We start from the raw sequence: 14811 nt of genomic DNA, 5'->3' as shown, positions 1-14811 counted from the left end.
GGCAGTAACCTGCCAAAAAGCACAAAGAGGGCAAAATGGCCGCAGGCATGAAAAACCTTTCGAAGACCTTTGTCTGGATATTGATGGGCCTTCTGATGCTGGGTCTGGCCGGTTTTGGGGCAACCAGCCTGACCGGAACGGTTCGGACAGTGGCGCAGGTGGGCGACGAGGATATCTCGGTCAACGAGTATGTGCGTGAGCTTCAGCGCGAAATTCGCGCCGTCGAAAGTCAGACCGGCCAACCGCTGCAAATGTCTCAGGCGATTGAGTTCGGCTTGGATCAGCTTGCCCTGTCCCGCCTGACCGCTTTGGCTGCGATTGACAACGAAGTTGGCTTGCTTGGCATTTCGATCGGTGATGAGAACCTGCAAAAGGAAATTCTGGCCATCCCTGCCTTTCAGGGCGTCAACGGCACATTCGACCGCGAAGCCTATCAGTTCCAGCTTGAACAGGTTGGCATGACTGACACTGAGTTCGAGACCGACCTGCGCAAGGAATCGGCCCGTACCATCGTGCAAGGCGCGATCATGGGCGGTGTTGAGATGCCGCAGACCCTGACCGATGTCCTGACAGACTTCATCGGCGCGCGGCGCAGCTTTACCGTCGCAACGCTGGCCCCAGATGCCCTGACGACGCCGGTCCCCGACCCGACGGACGCGCAGGTGCAGGCGTATTATGATGAGAATTCCGACCAGTTCACCCTGCCCCGCACCAAGCAGCTAACCTATGCCATCCTGTCGCCTGACATGTTGCTGGACAGTGTTGAGGTTGACGAGGATTCGGTTCGCCGCATGTATGACCAGCGCTCGGCTGAGTTCCTGCAACCCGAGCGCCGTCTGGTCGAACGCCTTCCCTTCCCGTCCGAGGAAGAGGCCAAAGATGCAATGGCGCAGCTTGAGGTCGGTGGAACCTCCTTTGAGCAACTCGTACGTGATCGCGAGCTTGAACTCAGCGACGTCGACCTTGGCGACGTGACCCGCGAAGATCTGCAGGATGCCGCCGACGCCGTTTTCGCGGCAGAACTGGATACCGTTGTCGGTCCATTGCCGTCGGTTTTCGGCCCTGCCTTGTTCCGGATCAATGGCTCGCTTGCGGAAAACAACACCTCTTTTGAGGACGCAGCCCCGATCCTGCGCGAAGAACTGGCCGCAGACCGCGCGCGCCGTCAGATCGAGGCACAGTCCGAGGACATCAATGACTTGCTGGCCGGTGGTGCCACCTTGGAAGAACTTGTTGCCGAAACCGAGATGGAATTGGGACAGATCGACTGGACACGCCAGAGCGAAGACGGTGTCACGGCCTATGAGGGCTTTCGTTCCGCCGCCGAAGCAGTTCAGGAAGGTGACTTCCCCGAGGTTGCCTTTCTGGAAGACGGCTCGATCTTTGCGATGCGAATGAACGACGTTCTGCCCCGCCGACCTGAACCACTGGATACAGCCCGCGAACGCGTGGCGGCGGCTTGGACCCTGGCCGAAACCGGCAAAGCCCTTGAGGAACAGGCGAATGTGGTTCTGGAGAAACTGAAAGAAGACGGTGATTTCACGGCCACAGGCCTGCCCTTCCGGGTGGAAAATGCCCTCACCCGCACGGCCTTTCTTGATGACGTGCCAGCCGACTTCATGACGCAGGTGTTCGAGATGGAGCCCGGTGAGCTGCGCGTTGTTCCCGGCGCTGGAACCGCCCTGATCGTGCGTCTGGATGAGTTGTTGCCGCCGGATGAGACCGACGAGCTGCGTCAGGCGCAAGAAGCATTGGCCGCGCAGTTGAACCAAGCTCTGGCACAGAACATTTTCGATGCATATGTCCGCGACGCGCAGGTGCGTGCCCGCCCCGTCGTGGATCAGCGTGCCCTGAACGCCGTGCAAGCGAGCTATTAAAGAGACCAAAGATGGCCCTTACCCCAGATTTCGACAGTTTCGCACGCGCTTATGAGGCGGGTGAAAATCAGGTCGTTTACACGCGTCTGGCCGCTGATCTGGACACTCCGGTGTCGCTGATGCTCAAGCTGACCGGTGCGCAAAAAGATGCATTTATGCTGGAATCGGTGACTGGCGGCGAAGTCCGTGGAAGGTACTCGATCATCGGTATGAAACCTGACCTGATCTGGCGGTGCCAAGGCGAAACCTCGGCCCTGAACCGCTCGGCCCGGTTCGACCCCGAGGCGTTTACCCCGCAAGACGGCAACCCAATGGACAACTTGCGGGCGCTGCTGGCCGAAAGCCGGATCGCGCTGCCCGAAGATCTGCCGCAGGCTGCCGCCGGATTATTCGGGTATCTGGGATACGACATGGTTCGTCTGGTCGAATATCTGCCGGACGTGAACCCAGACCCGCTTGGCCTGCCGGATGCGGTCATGCTGCGACCATCGGTCGTCGCAGTGCTTGATGGCGTGAAGGGCGAGGTGACCGTCGTGTCGCCAGCCTGGGTCAGCGAAGGACAATCCGCAAAAGCTGCCTACGCGCAGGCGGCAGAACGTGTCATGGATGCGGTGCGCGATCTTGAACGCGCCATGCCTGCCGAGACGCGCGATTTGGGGGATGCGTCCGAGGTCGCCGCGCCGGTATCCAACTTTACCAAGTCCGGCTACATGGAAGCCGTTGAAAAGGCCAAGGAATATATCCGGGCTGGCGATATCTTTCAGGTCGTTCCCGCGCAACGCTGGACGCAGGACTTCCCGCAGCCGCCTTTTGCGCTCTACCGCTCCCTGCGACGAACAAACCCGTCGCCGTTCATGTTCTATTTCAACTTCGGCGGTTTTCAGGTTGTCGGTGCCAGCCCCGAGATTCTTGTGCGGGTGTTTGGGGATGAGGTCACGATCCGTCCGATCGCCGGGACCCGACCACGCGGAGCAACCCCCGAAGAGGACAAGGCCAACGAGGTGGATCTGCTGGCCGACAAGAAAGAGCTGGCCGAACATCTGATGCTGCTGGATCTGGGCCGTAACGACACCGGTCGGGTCGCAAAAATCGGAACGGTGCGTCCGACAGAAGAATTCATCATCGAACGCTATAGCCACGTCATGCACATCGTATCCAATGTCGTCGGTGAGCTGGCTGACGATAAGGACGCATTGGACGCGTTCTTTGCCGGAATGCCGGCGGGCACGGTCTCGGGCGCGCCCAAAGTGCGGGCGATGGAAATCATCGACGAACTAGAGCCTGAAAAGCGCGGAATTTACGGCGGCGGCGTAGGGTATTTCAGCGCAGGCGGCGACATGGATATGTGTATCGCGCTGAGAACGGCGATCGTGAAGGACCACAAACTGTACATTCAGGCAGGCGGGGGTGTGGTTTACGACAGCAACCCCGAGGCAGAATTCATGGAGACCGTCCACAAGTCCAACGCGATTAGGCGCGCAGCCGCAGATGCTGCGCGATTTACTGGCAGCGGAAACAGCTAAGCGAGAGGCCAATCCGGGATTGGCCTCTCACCAGTCTTATTGAACTTCTTGCTTCATGACTGCCGAAATCGGTGCCATCGCGACGCGGCCACCGCGATCTTCCAGCCCCCACAACAGCAGGGCTGAGATCGTGTCGGGCCGCAACCTGCCAAGCATGACGACAGTTCCCTCCTGACCGGCACGAAACGCAGCCTGATCCAGAAAGCGCCGCATGATTTTGGGGTCCTGACGGGCACCGTCTATGTCACGAAAGATCACACCCGACGGAATACCGTTACGCGCGGCCAGTTTCTGCACCGTGTTCAGACCGTTATCCTGCGTAATCAATCCGCGCCCCGTGCCACCTGCAATTGCGGCGACCTGATCTGCCAGTTTTCTGTTACCCTGAATTCCGGTCTCAACACCTTCGAGAATACCTACTGTTTCAGGAAGCATATCCAGCCACACGGACAATGAGACCTCGGCATCCTGTGCGCTCGCCGCCTTGGGCAAGTCGGCCATGGCCAGAACCTCGAACCCGGCCGCGCGGTGCCTGGCCATCTTTTCGGCAGCATCCGGATCAGTGGGGCTGATGGCAAAACTAATCGGGTAAGGGAAATCCTGCAGCGCCTCGGCACCGAACGCGCCTTCGTCGTCGATCAGAATGATCGACATCAAGGGTTTTGCATCAGGGTTTTCAAACTCGGCCGAATAATCTTCAATCGGTTTTCCCGTCGTCGCAACGGTGCCGGCAGCCGTTTCAGCAATCGGTGCGTCATCACGCTCGGTCAAGGGTACGATACGCTTGCCGACCGAAATCGAGTTTTCACCGGGCTGCTCGCCTCCGATCTGGGGGACTGACGCAATCCGCGGCAGTTCGGGCGGAGCAACCTCTTCATCCCCTTCAACAGCGATCGGGTTATCCTGAGTAAAGGTCTCGACCTGATCCAGCGTTTCGGCATCCGCGACTTCATCGACCGGGTCCTGTGGCGCCTCCTCCACTTCAACTTCTTCCACCTCAGGAGCAGAGGGCACAGGCGACTGTTCAGCCACCTCCGGTCCCGTTTCTTCCAACGGCGTCTCGGGCAACGGCGCAGGTGCCTGAGGCGCAATCGGTGCTTCGGTCGACACGGTCACATCCTGCGCTTCTGTCGGCTGAGTCGCCTGTTCAACCTGAGTTGCCGTATCGTTGACCTGTGGCTGCGTGTCTGTGGCGGTTTCCGCCTCATCCAATCCTGCCAGTGTATCCGCTTGTTCCTCGGCCGGTTCAGCGTCTTGCGGTGGAATTTTGACAAGCCCGGCATCGGAAACGCTTTCTTCCACGTCCGAGTCGTTTGAAACTGATTCCACCGGCGCCGGTTCCGGAGCGTCCTCGGCAACAATCGGTTTTCTGGTCAAAGGTGTATTCAGGGACAAAACTGCGCCAAGCAGTAACACAACGACCGCGCCTGCGATCATTCCACCCACAAATCCGCCCATAACAATTGCCTCTCGTCTAATTCCTGCTTCGACCGCCAGTGTGCCATCTTGCGCAGCACTCACCTGCCGGTTCGTCAAGAATGGGATGTCCTCTTGACGCTGCCCCGCAAGCCTGAGCATGTATGTGCAAACATTATATCGCGGCTCGGGGCTGCATCGCCAGCCCGAAATGCCCAATCCGAGACAAGTGCCCAAATGCTGCTGCTCATCGACAACTATGACTCGTTCACCTACAACCTCGTCCATTATTTAGGCGAACTTGGCGCTGAAATGGTCATCCGCCGTAACGACGCACTGGATGTGCAGGAAGCGATGGCCATGAATCCGGCCGGTATCCTTCTCAGTCCCGGCCCGTGCGACCCGGATCAGGCCGGAATATGCCTGGCCCTGACAGAGGCGGCGGCCGAAACCGGGACGCCATTGCTGGGGGTTTGCCTGGGGCACCAAACCATAGGTCAAGCCTTTGGCGGTAAGGTCACCCGATGCCACGAAATCGTACATGGCAAGATGGGCACCATGCATCACACGGGCAAAGGCCTGTTCGCAGGACTGCCCTCACCCTTTGAAGCAACACGCTATCATTCCCTGATCGTGGACCGGGACACGTTGCCCGATTGCCTTGAGATCACCGCCGAGTTGGAAGACGGCACCATTATGGGCCTGCAACACAAATCGCTGCCGATCCACGGGGTGCAGTTCCATCCTGAATCCATTGCCTCCGAACATGGCCATGCCCTGCTCAAGAACTTCCTGTCCGAAATGAAAGTCCCCGCATGAGCGACGCTCTTAAACCGTTGATCGGCACCGCGGCCGACCGGCCCTTGACCCGTGCCGAAGCAGAACAGGCTTTTGGCATCTTGTTTGACGGTGCAGCTACCCCCAGCCAGATCGGTGGGTTGCTTATGGCCATGCGCACGCGTGGTGAAACGGTGGATGAATATGCGGCAGCCGCTGCCGTGATGCGTGCCAAATGCAACGCCGTCAAAGCCCCGGTAGGCGCGATGGATATCGTTGGTACCGGTGGCGACGGCAAGGGGACGCTGAACATATCGACCGCAACTGCGTTTGTCGTCGCAGGCGCCGGTGTCACGGTCGCCAAGCACGGCAACCGCAACCTCAGCTCAAAATCTGGCGCGGCTGATGCGCTGGGACAGCTGGGAATCAACGTGATGGTCGGGTCACAAACCGTTGAAAAGGCTCTGGAAGAGGCCGGTATCGGGTTCATGATGGCCCCGATGCATCATCCCGCCATTGCGCATGTCATGCCCACCCGCCAAGAACTGGGCACCCGGACGATTTTCAACATTCTCGGACCGTTGACCAATCCTGCCGGGGTCAAACGACAACTGACCGGAGCATTTAGCCGTGAACTGATCCGCCCAATGGCCGAAACCCTTGGTCTGCTCGGGTCCGAGCACGCCTGGCTGGTCCATGGCTCTGACGGAACCGATGAACTGACCATAACCGGCGTGAGCTGGGTTGCGTCCGTCGAAGACGGCGTGATCAAGGAAGTTGAGCTTCATCCCGAAGATGCCGGACTGCCGGTTCATCCTTTCGAGGAAATCATCGGGGGCACCCCCGAAGAAAACGCCGTCGCCTTCCGCGCCCTACTGGACGGTGCGCCGTCAGCCTATCGTGACGCGGTATTGCTGAACGCCGCCGCTGCGCTGGTTGTGGCGGATGCTGCCGGAGACTTGAAAGAAGGCGTTGCCAAAGCAGCCGAAAGCATCGACAGCGGCCGCGCCAAAGACAAAATCGCGGTACTGGCCCGCATCACTCAGGAGGCCGCATGACCGAGACGGTACTGGACAAGATCAAGGCATATAAACTCGAAGAAGTTGCATCAGATAAGTCGCATAAGTCGCTGGAAACACTAGAGAGTGAGGCCAAGTCTGCCTCTGAAGTTCGCGGATTTGCAAAAGCACTCCAAACCGCCGCACGTCAGGGCTATGGACTGATCGCAGAAGTCAAGAAAGCCAGCCCGTCCAAGGGATTGATCCGCGCAGATTTTAATCCCCCCCTTCTTGCGCAAGCTTATGAGGAAGGTGGCGCAGCTTGCCTGTCCGTTCTGACAGACACGCCCAGTTTTCAGGGCGCCAAAGAATACCTGTCCCAAGCGCGCGAGGCCTGTTCATTGCCCGCGCTGCGCAAGGACTTCATGTATGATCCGTATCAGGTCGTCGAAGCCCGTGCTTTGGGCGCCGACTGTATCCTGATTATCATGGCTTCGGTCGAGGACGACCAAGCCGCCGAGCTTGAGCAGACAGCTTTCGACTGGGACATGGACGTGTTGATCGAGGTCCATGATGAAGCCGAGTTGGAACGCGCGACCAAGCTGAAAAGCCCACTAATTGGAATAAATAACCGCAATCTCAAGACGTTCGAGACCACTCTTGACACGACAAGACGCCTGTCCAAGCTGGTGCCGGCGGATCGGACAATCGTGTGTGAAAGCGGCCTCAGCACCTCTGAGGACCTCGCGGATATCGCACGCTATGGCGCGCGCAGTTTCCTGATTGGTGAAAGCCTGATGCGTCAGGACGACGTTGCGCTTGCGACGCGCACCCTGTTGGCGAATCCGCTGATACCCGGAGTGATGTGATGCCTTTGACGCATTTTGATGCCCAGGGTCAGGCCCATATGGTTGATGTCTCGGACAAGGCCGTGACGGACCGCGTCGCTGTTGCCGCAGGGCACATCAAGATGGCCCAGGAAACCTTTGATTTGATTTCCGAAGGTCGCGCGAAGAAGGGTGATGTGCTTGGGGTCGCGCGCCTGGCCGGGATTATGGGGGCAAAGAAAACGCCGGACCTGATTCCGTTGTGCCACCCGTTGCCCGTTACGAAGGTAGCTGTCGAACTGACATTGGATCCCGATCTACCCGGCGTCCAGATTGAGGCCACCGTCAAAACATCCGGACAAACCGGAGTGGAGATGGAGGCTCTCACTGCAGTCTCCACTGCGGCGCTGACGGTGTACGACATGACCAAAGCCGTGGACAAAGCGATGGAGATTGGCGGTATTCGTGTCATCCTGAAAGACGGCGGTAAATCAGGACGTTACGAGGCGTCATGATCACGGTTGAAGACGCGCGCTCTCTGCTTTTCGATTTGGTGTCACAAATGCCCATCGAAACGATCCCGCTCGCGCAAGCCGCTGGACGGGTCTTGGCCGAAGACGTGGTGGCGACGCGGGATCAACCGCCTTTCGCGGCCTCATCCATGGATGGGTACGCTGTCAAATCGGCCGAGGTGGAACCGCACGCGATGTTCAAAATCGTTGGCGAATCCGCGGCCGGACGCCGGTACGAGGGCCAAGTCGGTGCCGGACAAGCCGTGCGCATCTTTACCGGTGCCCAAATTCCGGAAGGTGCTGATTTCGTTGTAATTCAGGAAGATACGGAACGACGTGAAGATCTTCTAACGATCACGGACAGTCCCGGCCCCAAGGATAATATCCGACCCTCAGGTGTGGATTTTAAAGCTGGCACCAAGATCACGTCGCCCTGTCGTTTACGACCCGAAGATCTTGCGCTGATGGCCGCCATGAACGTCGCTGTTGCTCCGGTCACATGCAAACCATCGGTCGCGCTAATCTCGACCGGAGATGAATTGGTGATGCCGGGTGAGGTTCCAGGGCCGGATCAGATCATCGCGTCAAATACGTTTGGCCTCAAAGCGTTACTCGAAAAAGCTGGAGCGGATGTCAGAATCCTCCCGATTGCGCGCGATACCATTTCATCGCTGGAAGCCGCTTTTGAACTCGCACGGGGGGCGGACCTTGTTGTCACTATAGGCGGGGCATCGGTTGGGGATTACGATCTGGTCTCCGAAGCCTCGACCGGATTGGGCATGGAAAGGTCTTTTTACAAAATCCGAATGCGACCCGGTAAACCTCTGATGGCTGGCCGAATGGGGGACATACCGATGGTTGGGCTTCCGGGAAACCCCGTGAGTGCAATGGTTTGCGGGTATTTGTTCCTGGTTCCCATGGTCTACCGCATGTTGGGGATTGAACAGGCCGTTCCGTCCTTCCGTCGCGCTTCACTAACAGCGCCCTTGACGGAAAACGGCCCGCGCGAGCATTACATGCGCGCCGTTCTGGACGAAACCGGCATTCGGGCCTGCGAGGATCAGGACAGTTCCCTGCTGAGTGTATTGGCCCATGCAAACGCATTATTGGTTCGCGACCCCAATGATCCGGCCCGCACCGTTGGAGAGATGGTCAGGTACCTGCCGATCTGACCGGCGCGCAAATCCATTGACACAAAACGTGAACATGCGTAGAACAAAATAAAACGCATGACCGACGAGGTGTGAGCAATGCTGACCAAGAAGCAGTTGGATTTGTTGGAATTCATCCACAAACGCGTGCAGGCGGATGGTGTTCCCCCCAGTTTTGACGAGATGAAGGCCGCGTTGGACCTGAGGTCCAAGTCGGGTATCCATCGACTGATTACCGCGCTTGAAGAACGCGGGTTTATTCGCCGATTGGCGCATCGCGCCCGCGCTATTGAAATCGTGAAGCTACCGGAAAGTCTTGGCGGGGAGCCAACGGTTGCTTTCAAACCCCGTGTGATTGAGGGCGACAAACCGCAAGGCCCGAGGCCTGCGAATTTTGAACCGGTCACGGTAGACGCCATGGAACTGCCCGTGATGGGTCGCATCGCCGCTGGTGTGCCGATCGAGGCGATCAGCCACGTGTCGCATCGCGTTGCGGTCCCCGGTAGCATGGTGTCCGGCAAAGGCGAACATTATGCGTTGGAGGTGCGCGGCGACTCGATGATCGACGCTGGCATCAATGATGGCGACGTCGTTGTAATCAAGGAAACCTCTGTCGCGGATAACGGTGATATCGTTGTGGCCCTTGTTGAGGATCAGGAGGCGACGTTGAAACGGTTTTTCCGCCGTGGTCACGCAATCGCTCTGGAGGCCGCCAACCCCGCCTATGAAACCCGCGTCCTGCCCGAAGAAAAGGTCAAGGTCCAAGGCCGGCTGGTTGGCTTGATCCGCACCTATTGATCGAACGTGTGGTCCTTATCCTCAAATGGGGACCACAACCTGTTCCCAATCTCATCTCTGCTGGTTCGGAATGTATTTCCGTGAAGCGCAAGGCTTCCGGTTTTCGAAAGACGTTGAGGGTCAAAGATCTGGCAAGTGCCCGACAGGTCCACAGCAACCGCGGAAATGATGACTTGATGGTCCGCGCATTCTTCAAATACGCGCGCGGCGCGTTTGCCAGTAATATGGATCAGTTCTTTGTCACGCCACAAATGACGTTGAACCAAGTCTGAACCCCCAGGCCAGCGATCCGCCGATTGGCTCTGATCCACGCCATCCCCGTCGTTTTCCAGCCAGACGGTGGCGACAAAACTGCTTCCTTTCCTTTTGCTCACCGCCCGCCCCTTGTCAGTCATGACACCAACAAGACCTCCGGATTCAGCGATGAGTATTTCGGGCCGATCTCCCTGCCCCCAAAACAGGAACGCAATCAGAGCCGTCAAACCACCGAACCACCGCGCAGACCCTTGCCAAAGCGCCAGCCACAAAGCGCCAAGCGCAAACATGGGCAGGACACAATAAGGCGGGCTGACCACGTGGCTTTGCGCGCCATCCAATCCTGACACCCAGTCGGACACTGTCAGGATCCACTCAAGCCCAATACCCATTACGCCCAACGCCACACCCTCAAGACCAAACGGGGCAAGCAGTGCAGCAACCACCGCCGCGGGCACCACGACGGTTCCCATCACGGGAACGGACAGCATGTTGGCCAGCAATCCGTAGTGCGACAAACTGTTGAAATGAGCAGCCCCGATGGGGGCCGTCGCCACCCCAGCGATGGCGGAGGACAAAAACAGCCCTATTACGGGTTTAAGCCATTTGGAACCCGGCAAAGGGCCGTAATCGCGCAGCTCACCAAATACGGCGACCAATGCTGTTGTCGCAGCAAATGACATCTGAAAACCCGGACTCAGCAGGGTTTCGGGCCGCAAACACAGGACAATTATGGCCGCAACCGCAACCGCGCGCAGGGAAATCGCGCGGCGGTCGATCAGTACGGCGACCAACATGACACTTGCCATGATGAAAGCACGCTCGGTCGCCACGTTTCCGCCAGACAGCATCAGATAGACGACAGCCGCAACCAATGCGCATACCGCCGCCAACTTGCGGACCGGCCATCTGAGGGCAACCACGGGTAACGCAGACAGTGCGATCCTGCAGGCTAGAAACACAAATCCGGTCAACAGACCCATGTGCAAGCCGGAAATCGCAAGCAGATGCGCAAGGTTGGACGTGCGCAGGGTTGTCAGCGCCTCCTGCCCCATTCCACTGCGGTCGCCGGTGGTTACTGCAGCCGCGAACCCACCGACTTCACCCGGTAATTTTGATCGTACATGGTCGGAAATCGCCATGCGCCACGCGGTGATACGCAGGCCAGATTCGTCCGGAGCGGATGCCCTAAGAACAGGAACGCGAGTATATCCAATAGCCCCAAGCCCCTGAAACCACGCGTGACGGCGAAAATCGAAGCCACCCGGCTCAACCGGGCCTTGCGGAGGGGACAGGTGGCCCGTGGTCATGATCCTTTGCCCCAGCGACACCGATACATCCGTGCCGTGCAGTGAAAGGCGAACGCGCTGGGGGCGCACGGCCTCTGGCATGTCCCTCAACCGCACCTGATCAAGGGTCAGCCGCAATGCGTCTGAAGCGGACCGATCAATCGCGACCACCCGCCCTTCGATCGGGCCATAGTAGCGCCAACCAAGAACCGGTTCGGCCACTGAATGGGCGCGAGCACCGGCAAAAATGAACCCAACCGCAACAAGCGCACTTCCAATCGCCAGGGAAACCCAGACCGATCGCGATCTAAGGACGATCCATAGCATCACGGCAACGATACCCAAGAGGGCCCCGTAAACCTGCCATTCCGGTTCAAATCTGAGCGTGAAGTACAGCCCTATACCCAGGGCTAGGCACACCGGAGACCACTGGAACAAGTGCCCCGTCTGGTTCAGCAATGCGGTCTCGACCCGTGCCAGAACACGCATGGTTGCCCCCGTCCCTCCGGCTCGTTAGACAGGCGCCAAACTATGCCCGACACGGTTACCAAAAGGTTAATCCACACAATGTCCGATCAGGTCGTCACCCGTTTCGCCCCTTCCCCCACCGGCTTTTTGCACATCGGCGGCGCGCGTACTGCGCTGTTCAACTGGCTTTATGCCCGCGGACGTGGTGGCAAGTTTCTGTTGCGGATCGAAGACACCGACCGAGAACGCTCGACCCCCGAGGCGACCGCCGCCATTCTGCAAGGCATGGCGTGGTTGGGGCTGGATCATGATGGCGACGTGATCAGCCAGTTCGAAGGTGCTGCCCGCCACGCCGAGATTGCCCATCAATTGCTGGCCGAGGGTAAGGCATATAAGTGCTTCTCGACCCAGGAAGAGATTGCCGCGTTCCGTGAACAGGCCCGCGCCGAGGGCACATCGACCCTGTTCCGCAGCCCATGGCGCGACGCTGATCCTGCAACCCACCCGGACGCGCCGTTCGTGATCCGCATCAAGGCCCCGCAAGATGGTGCAACCGTGATCCGCGATCAGGTTCAGGGCGACGTGACCATCCGCAACGATCAGTTGGACGACATGATCCTGCTGCGTTCGGATGGGACGCCGGTCTATATGCTAGCCGTGGTGGTGGACGATCACGATATGGGTGTCACCCATGTGATCCGGGGCGACGACCACCTGAACAACGCGGCGCGTCAGATGATGATTTACGAGGCGATGGGATGGGACGTACCGGTCTGGGCCCACATCCCCCTAATCCACGGACCTGACGGCAAGAAGCTGTCCAAACGCCACGGCGCATTGGGTGCGCAGGAATATCAGGCCATGGGTTACCCCGCTGCCGGGATGCGCAATTACCTCGCGCGGCTGGGTTGGAGCCATGGGGACGATGAGTTCTTTACCGACGACCAGGCCAAAGAATGGTTTGATCTTGACGGAATCGGCAAAAGCCCAGCCCGTTTCGATCTGAAAAAGCTCGAGAACCTGTGCGGCCAACACATAGCCGTTGCAGATGATGCTGCGATGCGGCAAGAGATCGAGGCCTATCTTGCTGCGGCTGGATTGCCTGCTCTCACTAGCACACAATCCAGTGATCTGCAGCGTGCGATGTATTGCCTCAAGGATCGGGCCCGAACCTTTCCTGAACTCCTTGAAAAAGCGCAGTTTGTGCTGGCGTCCCGTCCCATTCAGCCAGATGAGAAAGCCGAAAAAGCCCTCGCGTCTGTATCCGATGGTATACTGAATGAATTGACGCCGCAGTTGCAAAATGTTAGCTGGTCGCGGAACGAACTGGAGGATGCCCTGAATTCCTTTGCGGAAGCGAATGGGCTAAAGTTCGGCAAGCTGGCTGGCCCCTTGCGGGCAGCCTTGGCGGGTCGGGCTGTGACACCTTCGGTTTTTGACATGATGCTTGTGTTGGGGCGAGAAGAAACTCTGGCACGGCTTTCTGACGCAGCGAGTTAAACCAAAGCTTCACATTTGGGTAACGCTGCTCCGCTAACACCCGGACTGCGCGTCTGCGCGCATCCGTTGCCCGTAAGCTCGGACAGCGATCCGACTTGCGCATGAATGAGGAAGGGACACTATGACCGACAGCAACAAATCAGCCACTCTGACAGTCCATGGTGAAACGTACGAGTTGCCGGTTCATTCGCCGACCGCCGGTCCTGACGTAATCGACATCCGTAAACTGTATGGGCAGGCGGGTGTGTTCACGTATGACCCCGGTTTCACGTCTACCGCGAGCTGCGACAGCACTATCACCTATATTGACGGTGAAAAGGGCGAGTTGCTGCACCGCGGGTATCCGATCGACCAGTTGGCTGGCAAATCTCACTTCCTCGAGGTCTGCTACCTGCTGCTGTACGGAGAGCTTCCGACAGCACCCGTTCTCGAGAAGTTCGAGACCACGATCACCCGCCACACCATGCTGCACGAGCAGATGCAGTATTTCTATCGTGGCTTCCGCCGCGACGCGCACCCGATGGCGATCATGGTTGGCGTGGTTGGTGCGATGTCTGCCTTCTATCACGACTCGACCGATATCTCGGATCCGCATCAGCGCGAGGTCGCATCCCACCGCCTGATCGCCAAGATGCCGACGATTGCGGCATGGGCGTTCAAGTACCACACCGGTCAGCCCTTCGTGTATCCGCGCAACGATCTGGACTATGCGTCGAACTTCCTGCGCATGTGTTTCAGCGTTCCGGCGGAAGAGTATGAGGTCAACCCGATCCTCAGCCGCGCCATGGACCGCATTTTCACCCTGCACGCGGATCACGAACAGAACGCCTCGACCTCGACCGTACGTCTGGCTTCTTCTTCGGGCGCGAACCCGTTCGCCTGTATCGCGGCTGGCATTGCCTGTCTTTGGGGTCCGGCCCATGGTGGCGCGAACCAGGCATGTCTGGAAATGCTGGAAGAAATCGGCTCGGTCCATCGAATTCCGGAATATATCGCCCGCGCGAAGGACAAGGAAGATCCGTTCCGTCTGATGGGCTTTGGGCACCGGGTCTACAAGAACTTCGATCCCCGCGCGAAGGTCATGAAACAGTCGGCGGACGAAGTGCTGGACTTGCTGGGCATTGAGGACAACCCGAAGTTGCAGGTCGCCAAAGCGCTGGAAAAACAGGCTTTGGAAGATCCCTATTTCGCCGAAAAGAAACTGTTCCCGAACGTGGATTTCTACTCGGGCATCATTCTCGAGGCGATGGGTTTCCCGACCTCGATGTTCACCCCGATCTTTGCCCTGTCGCGCACCGTTGGCTGGGTCAGCCAGTGGAAAGAGATGATTGCGGACCCTCAGAACAAGATCGGCCGTCCACGTCAGTTATATCTGGGCGAAACCAACCGCGACTACGTGGATATCGAAAACCGCTGATTT

At 58.5% G+C, this 14811-nt stretch carries 12 protein-coding genes; 10 read left to right on the top strand and 2 right to left on the bottom strand.

The genetic code is table 11. From position 1 onward, the window contains the following. The first annotated feature begins 35 nt into the window (after positions 1-35). The gene (locus tag ACR0MS_RS05975; RefSeq protein ID WP_480570547.1) at positions 36-1877 is read left to right on the top strand and encodes a peptidyl-prolyl cis-trans isomerase; all 1842 of its coding nucleotides are present in this window, start codon (positions 36-38) and stop codon (positions 1875-1877) included. An 11-nt stretch (positions 1878-1888) separates the two neighbouring features. Next, entirely contained in the window at positions 1889-3400 is a 1512-nt protein-coding gene (trpE, locus tag ACR0MS_RS05970) for an anthranilate synthase component I (RefSeq protein WP_480570544.1), read from the top strand. Between the two features lie 36 nt (positions 3401-3436). On the opposite strand, the gene ACR0MS_RS05965 is transcribed toward trpE, so the two are convergent. Then, the gene (locus ACR0MS_RS05965) at positions 3437-4921 is read right to left on the bottom strand and encodes a divergent polysaccharide deacetylase family protein (protein ID WP_480570541.1); all 1485 of its coding nucleotides are present in this window, start codon (positions 4919-4921) and stop codon (positions 3437-3439) included. A gap of 132 nt (positions 4922-5053) precedes the next feature. Here ACR0MS_RS05965 and ACR0MS_RS05960 point away from each other — a divergent pair, with 132 nt between their 5' ends. The 6 genes from ACR0MS_RS05960 to lexA all read left to right on the top strand — a co-directional run bounded on the left by ACR0MS_RS05960 (position 5054) and on the right by lexA (position 9879). Beyond that, a complete protein-coding gene (locus ACR0MS_RS05960; RefSeq protein WP_480570538.1) occupies positions 5054-5635 on the top strand; it encodes an anthranilate synthase component II in 582 nt (193 codons plus the stop codon). Next, a complete protein-coding gene (gene trpD / locus ACR0MS_RS05955) occupies positions 5632-6651 on the top strand; it encodes an anthranilate phosphoribosyltransferase (RefSeq protein ID WP_480570536.1) in 1020 nt (339 codons plus the stop codon). The genes ACR0MS_RS05960 and trpD overlap by 4 nt, the downstream gene beginning before the upstream one ends. Next, positions 6648-7460: an indole-3-glycerol phosphate synthase TrpC gene (gene trpC, locus ACR0MS_RS05950; protein WP_480570533.1), complete on the top strand. Its 813-nt coding sequence runs from the start codon at positions 6648-6650 to the stop codon at positions 7458-7460. The genes trpD and trpC overlap by 4 nt, the downstream gene beginning before the upstream one ends. Beyond that, positions 7460-7933, top strand: a complete 474-nt coding sequence (gene moaC, locus ACR0MS_RS05945) for a cyclic pyranopterin monophosphate synthase MoaC (protein ID WP_480570530.1) — start codon at positions 7460-7462, stop codon at positions 7931-7933. Before trpC ends, moaC begins: the two co-directional genes overlap by 1 nt. Beyond that, positions 7930-9102, top strand: a complete 1173-nt coding sequence (locus tag ACR0MS_RS05940; protein ID WP_480570527.1) for a molybdopterin molybdotransferase MoeA — start codon at positions 7930-7932, stop codon at positions 9100-9102. Before moaC ends, ACR0MS_RS05940 begins: the two co-directional genes overlap by 4 nt. Before the next feature lie 78 nt (positions 9103-9180). Beyond that, complete coding sequence (gene lexA / locus ACR0MS_RS05935) at positions 9181-9879, top strand: transcriptional repressor LexA (protein ID WP_480570524.1); 699 nt, start codon at positions 9181-9183, stop codon at positions 9877-9879. Here the strand turns inward: lexA and ACR0MS_RS05930 are convergent. Beyond that, positions 9873-11912 carry a ComEC/Rec2 family competence protein gene (locus ACR0MS_RS05930; protein ID WP_480570521.1) on the bottom strand — a complete coding sequence of 680 codons (2040 nt, stop codon included), beginning with the start codon at positions 11910-11912 and terminating at the stop codon, positions 9873-9875. The genes lexA and ACR0MS_RS05930 overlap by 7 nt on opposite strands. Before the next feature lie 78 nt (positions 11913-11990). Here ACR0MS_RS05930 and gltX point away from each other — a divergent pair, with 78 nt between their 5' ends. Then, positions 11991-13391, top strand: coding sequence for a glutamate--tRNA ligase (gltX, locus tag ACR0MS_RS05925; RefSeq protein ID WP_480570890.1), 1401 nt, complete (start codon positions 11991-11993; stop codon positions 13389-13391). A 121-nt stretch (positions 13392-13512) separates the two neighbouring features. Continuing rightward, the gene (gene gltA, locus ACR0MS_RS05920) at positions 13513-14808 is read left to right on the top strand and encodes a citrate synthase (RefSeq protein ID WP_480570518.1); all 1296 of its coding nucleotides are present in this window, start codon (positions 13513-13515) and stop codon (positions 14806-14808) included. Positions 14809-14811 lie beyond the last annotated feature (3 nt).

This window comes from Ruegeria sp. CJ2 (genome assembly GCF_056536745.1).
The sequence above is the reverse complement of the archived record's forward strand: the minus strand, read 5'-3'. Positions and strand labels throughout refer to the sequence as shown.

Excerpts from the sequence above, each read along its gene's own strand:
- ACR0MS_RS05975 (WP_480570547.1), top strand. The coding sequence starts at position 36 with ATGGCCGCAGGCATGAAAAACCTTTCGAAGACCTTTGTCTGGATATTG.
- trpE (WP_480570544.1), top strand. The coding sequence starts at position 1,889 with ATGGCCCTTACCCCAGATTTCGACAGTTTCGCACGCGCTTATGAGGCG.
- ACR0MS_RS05960 (WP_480570538.1), top strand. The coding sequence starts at position 5,054 with ATGCTGCTGCTCATCGACAACTATGACTCGTTCACCTACAACCTCGTC.
- trpD (WP_480570536.1), top strand. The coding sequence starts at position 5,632 with ATGAGCGACGCTCTTAAACCGTTGATCGGCACCGCGGCCGACCGGCCC.
- trpC (WP_480570533.1), top strand. The coding sequence starts at position 6,648 with ATGACCGAGACGGTACTGGACAAGATCAAGGCATATAAACTCGAAGAA.
- moaC (WP_480570530.1), top strand. The coding sequence starts at position 7,460 with ATGCCTTTGACGCATTTTGATGCCCAGGGTCAGGCCCATATGGTTGAT.
- ACR0MS_RS05940 (WP_480570527.1), top strand. The coding sequence starts at position 7,930 with ATGATCACGGTTGAAGACGCGCGCTCTCTGCTTTTCGATTTGGTGTCA.
- lexA (WP_480570524.1), top strand. The coding sequence starts at position 9,181 with ATGCTGACCAAGAAGCAGTTGGATTTGTTGGAATTCATCCACAAACGC.
- ACR0MS_RS05930 (WP_480570521.1), bottom strand. The coding sequence starts at position 11,912 with ATGCGTGTTCTGGCACGGGTCGAGACCGCATTGCTGAACCAGACGGGG.
- gltX (WP_480570890.1), top strand. The coding sequence starts at position 11,991 with ATGTCCGATCAGGTCGTCACCCGTTTCGCCCCTTCCCCCACCGGCTTT.
- gltA (WP_480570518.1), top strand. The coding sequence starts at position 13,513 with ATGACCGACAGCAACAAATCAGCCACTCTGACAGTCCATGGTGAAACG.